The sequence below is a fragment of the Chitinimonas sp. BJB300 genome, assembly GCF_002735695.1.
Classification (GTDB): Bacteria; Pseudomonadota; Gammaproteobacteria; order Burkholderiales; family Chitinimonadaceae; genus Chitinimonas.
On record NZ_PDZH01000346.1, the window covers coordinates 1 to 718 of the forward strand.

General features: G+C 64.3%; 1 protein-coding gene. It reads right to left on the bottom strand.

Features of this window, described 5'->3' with window-relative positions; all coding sequences use genetic code 11:
* Positions 1–39 precede the first annotated feature (39 nt).
* On the bottom strand, positions 40–718 hold a 679-nt coding region (tnpC, locus tag CSQ89_RS21770), incomplete at its 5' end, for an IS66 family transposase (RefSeq protein ID WP_143747143.1).

Below are 718 nucleotides of genomic sequence, written 5' to 3' on the forward strand. Positions count from 1 at the left end.
CGTCCAGCGCTTCCACCTACGCAGCAACGCTGCGGCATGCTACGCCGCTGCCGTCGTCCGCAACGGCAACAGTTCGTCGATTCTGCTGTTTGGCCAGGCGGGTAGCTTCTCCAGGGTGTCGCGCAGCCAGGCGAGCGGTTCCAGACCATTGAGCCTTGCCGTCGCCAGCAGGCTCTGGATGGCGGCAGCACGCTGGCCGGCGCGCTCGGAACCCGCGAATAGCCAGTTCTTCTTCCCCAGGCAGATCGGCCGAATAGCGTTCTCGCACGGGTTGTTGTCGATGGGCAGGTGGCCCGTCTCGGCATATCGCGCCAGCGCCGGCCAGCGCTTCAGGCTGTAGTCGATAGCGCGTGCCAAGCCACCGCCGGGGGCTGCCGTCTGGCGCTGGGTGATCAGCCAGTCGTGCAGCGCATGCAGCTTGGGTACGGCGTCCTGCTGACGACGCAGCCGCCGCGCAGCCACATCGTCATCGCGCGCTTCGGCTTCAATCGCGTACAACTCGCCGATTCGACGCAACGCTTCTTCCGCTACCGGGTGATTCATCATCGCTGAGTGCAGTTCAAAGAACTTGCGCCGCGCATGCGCCAGACAGGCGAGTTCCGTCACGCCTTGCTGGAACAACGCCTTGTAACCACCGTAATCATCCACCATCAAATGCCCGCGCCAGTCCCGCAGGAAATCGCGCACATGTTCGCCGCTGCGACTGGTGCGATAGTCG